This is a genomic window from Methanosaeta sp. UBA458 (genome assembly GCF_002496085.1).
Taxonomy (GTDB): domain Archaea; phylum Halobacteriota; class Methanosarcinia; order Methanotrichales; family Methanotrichaceae; genus Methanothrix; species Methanothrix soehngenii.
The window spans coordinates 1-3,906 of record NZ_DAIK01000103.1 but is presented as its reverse complement, the minus strand read 5'-3'; the positions used below and the strand labels follow the sequence as shown (position 1 = coordinate 3,906).

4 protein-coding genes are annotated in these 3,906 nt (G+C 46.0%); all 4 read right to left on the bottom strand.

Annotated features, from left to right (window positions below; translation table 11 throughout):
* On the bottom strand, window positions 1–338 hold a 338-nt coding region (locus tag BP822_RS07135; RefSeq protein ID WP_286878056.1), incomplete at its 3' end, for a hypothetical protein.
* A gap of 183 nt (window positions 339–521) precedes the next feature.
* Window positions 522–1,016 (bottom strand): hypothetical protein, encoded by a 495-nt coding sequence (locus BP822_RS07130; protein ID WP_286878055.1) that lies wholly within the window; start codon window positions 1,014–1,016, stop codon window positions 522–524.
* A gap of 361 nt (window positions 1,017–1,377) precedes the next feature.
* Window positions 1,378–2,601, bottom strand: coding sequence for an ABC transporter substrate-binding protein (locus BP822_RS07125; protein WP_286878053.1), 1,224 nt, complete (start codon window positions 2,599–2,601; stop codon window positions 1,378–1,380).
* A complete protein-coding gene (locus BP822_RS07120; RefSeq protein WP_286878052.1) occupies window positions 2,602–3,843 on the bottom strand; it encodes an ABC transporter substrate-binding protein in 1,242 nt (413 codons plus the stop codon).
* Window positions 3,844–3,906 lie beyond the last annotated feature (63 nt).

The following is a 3,906-nucleotide window of genomic DNA, read 5'->3' as shown; positions in this document are numbered from 1 at the left end:
ACCAGCTTAACGGGATGGGCAAAATGCGCTCCTGGCATCTCGTCGATCATAAAAAGCCAGCTTGGGTTCTGGCTGACGATTTCAGCCGAAGGCCGGCCAAAAGTCTCAAAAGCCGGCTCTATCAGAGTGCCCTGAGGCAGAATCTCGCTGTACTGAAGCACCTTCAATCCATCTTGCTGGTCGGCGTTAGCCCAAAGAGGATTGACAATGGAATTCTGTACCAAATTAGCGGCATCTGCCTTATTTAATAGCGCCTGCGAGCCCCCGAATGCTGGAACCTCAGTATCTGTTGCAGCGGGCTCGGCCAGAGAGAGAAGCTCTGAGCTTTTATTTGCCATTGAGATCATTTCGGGCTTTTGCATTACAGGACTGATCCGCAAATTTTCGGCCGCCATTGCCCCGATTCCCGGAAACAACGGTACCAATAGCAGCGCTCCCACCATTAAAGCAGCAGCTAACCTTATAACTGACGATTTTTCCACCTAAGACATCCTCCTGCGGTAATATAACAATACAATAGGTTATCTTTCAAACACTATCATGCTAGGGTCTTGCCTTTTGGCAGTGCTGTCAAAGACCGGCACCTCAATGACCGGCCACCATTCTGCATCCATGCTCTTGATCTCTCCACTGACAGCATCCAGCAGCGCAATTATCGCCGGATGGGCAAAATGAGCACCAGGGGAAAGATCAATGAAGAACAGCCAGCTTTGGCGTTCACAGGCCAAATATTCAGGCGCCCGGCGCTCATCAGCGACCGCTTGTCTTACCTTCGATCCAGCATCAATCAAGGCTGGGTACTGATGCACGCGAAAACTACTGTCGTTGATATCCGCAGCAACTGTGGCAATCATCATCTGTGCGGCATCCTCCTTGGTTATCAACACCTGGCTTGAGGAGCCATTAGCTGAATCGGATGCCTGAACAGAATTCGCCAAAATGATAAAAAATGCTGTTAACCCAATGGCACAAAGCGCTAACAAATGCCGGTGATAACCGACTTTTTTGACAAGCATGCCCAATCCTCAGGCCAGAATGCTTGCTGCTAGGATAAATATCTTCCTGATAGTTCATTATAATACATTGTCATGAATCTAAAGCTAATATCTTATCTGGATTTGCCGTCGAATCCCATCACGGAATTGTTATTATCTTTGGTGGAGTGAGTAGAATCAGGATACGGGCCACTGAAATTTTACAGCAATCATGGCACGCCACCGATGACCGTAGTGGTGCTAGAAGTGATAAACACATAATACGTAATAGGTAGTACCCCCATGTCAAGCAACATCTGATTATCATAAAAAGGAATGGCAAGTCCTCTGGGAAATCACACTCTCCAATTCGAGCAAGGAGAGAAGGACCATTGCCGCAGTATCAGCTATCGGGCTTCGGATACACGAAGACTATATTTTCCGGATACGCTATGCCCATATAGCGTTCGAGATACTCTCTGTAAATCTCGCTGGGATCTATATCCAAGTCAGGATAAAAGCACTTGGCCCAGCAAGCTTGACCGAACATGCTGTCTGCTCCCCAGGCAATGTTATGGTTAACTGCATAAACCCTGCCATTTTTCACTGCAGAAATATCGCTCATTCCAGGACGATTGATGATTTCATTAGTTATATCTTGAGGTTCATTTGTGCTATTCCATCCCCATTGATCGTCCAGAGAAACAGAAGACAGTATGATATCGGGGTCCTGTTCTATTACCCACTCCGGATCCACCTCTGGCCAGGGGTTAGACAAGTCATGGGCTATGTTCTCTCCTCCGGATATAATGCAAAGGTCATCACCGACTGAGCCTTCGCCAAAAGTCATTTTCTTAGTCGTACCCCATTCTATGAACACTTTAGGCTTCTCTTCCACGCTTAGATTGGCTATGTGGTCTTTTATCTTATCCTCATATTTCTCTCGCCATTCTATGTATTCATTAGCCCTATCCTTCTGGCCCAGAATATATCCCAGTTTAAGGACATCCGATTTCACAAAGTATGGGCTTGTAATATCCAGCCCGACTAGAGTGATGCCAGTGGATTTGAGCTTCTCTTCATCGGCGCCAACCTTTCTCCCCATTGTAATGACAATATCGGGATGAAGCTCGATTATCTTCTCATAGTCCGGACTCGTATATAATCCAACTACCGTTTCGTCGGCTAGCTCTGGGAAATAGTAGCCGTATGTCTTTTCATAAGGACTAACACCAACAATTCGATCGATTGCTCCTACTACAACGACACCCTCTGTGTGGTGAGTGCTGAGAGTAACGATGCTTTGGACGGGCTTATTTATCGTCACTGTTCTATTAGCATCGTCTATTATCGTAATCTCTTCGTCCTCTCCACTAATAATTGATTTTATCTGAGAGATGTCATCCTTGTCGATCTTGCCGTCATAGTTGGCATCTGCCAGCTTTGTCTCTTGATTTGTTCCCGCGATTATTCCCTCTGCATATGCTACGTCTTTTTCATCTATTGTGTTGTCCATGTTAGCGTTTCCGTAGATCTCCAGCGTGTAATCTGACGCAGATCCAGGTATAATCGCTAGCATCAATAAAGCTGTCAGAATAAGTGGCCAAATAAAAGTCGATTTTTTCATTCAATTTTCCTCCAATGGTGGATAAATAAATGCTCCGTGCTCATCAAGGTCATAATCCAATCCCTGAAATCTGGTCAAATACTCCTGGTGGATCACCTTTGGATCTAAGCCCTCAAAGAGGGAGGGGTGGAACCACTTTGCTAAGAACGCAATTCCAAGAAAATGCTGTGAGCCGCCGTAGATGTCATTGCTGATCGCATAAACCTGTCCTTCTTTGACTGCTGTTACATCAGCAAGCTCCGGACGGTTCATGACTTCATCCCTCAAGCTGGCCAGGTCTGTCGCGTTATCAGATTCGTATCCGCTCTTTCCGTTATCCAGCAGGATTATGATATCTGGATTGCGCTTCACAACCTCTTCGGCATCTACAGTTGGATAATCCGTTAGATCGCTAAATATGTTATTTCCGCCGGCAAGCACGATTTTTTCGTGATATCCTGAGCCTTCCCCGCATGTTTTATACGGGCCATACTCGAAGTACACCGTTGGCTTATCTTTTTCTGAAAGGTTTTCGGCTTTCTCCTCTACCGTGTTCAATACGCCTTCGTAGAAATCGAGGAATTCGTTGGCTTCTTCTCGTTTTCCAAGTATATAGCCCATCTTTCGTATTTCATCTGCATGATTGGATGGTTTGTAGCCATCGATTCTCAAAACGGTGATGGTCGGATCTGTCTCATTTAGCTTGTTCTGGAATTGCTCGTAGCTTGACGAGGTCATGCTGGCGTGTATCCAGACGGTGTCCGGATGCAGCTTCAATATCGCCTCATAATCCGGGGATGAGACCGATCCGATGCTTGGACGTTCGTTTAACTCTGGGAAGTAGATGCTGTTTTCTTTGGTGGACTGTGTAATTCCCACCACTTCCTCTGACTCCAAAGCCAGTGAACGCATCGGCTCAAGGATCGGACTCTCCGCAACCAGGCTTTTGAGCGGCATCCTCAACGTCACAGTTCTATTAGCAGAGTCGATGAACGTGAGTTCATTCTCCTCGCCGCTTATGATCATCTCTATCTGAACTACATCAAGACTATCGACTTTTCCGTCGTAGTTGGCATCGCTAAAGTTTGTGGGAGCATTTGTTCCATTGAATACCCCATTCACATAAGCTATATCCTTCTCATCGATGGTATCATCTAGATTCGCGTTTCCGAAGATGCCCAACGTATCAGATGCGAATCCAGGCATGATCGATAATATCATTACCGATGCTATGAACATCGGCAAAAAAGATTTGATTTTCATTTATCACTCCTCCCGTGATGGAGGTAGTGTCCCGAAAATGCTGTAATTTCGTAGCCGCCCTGT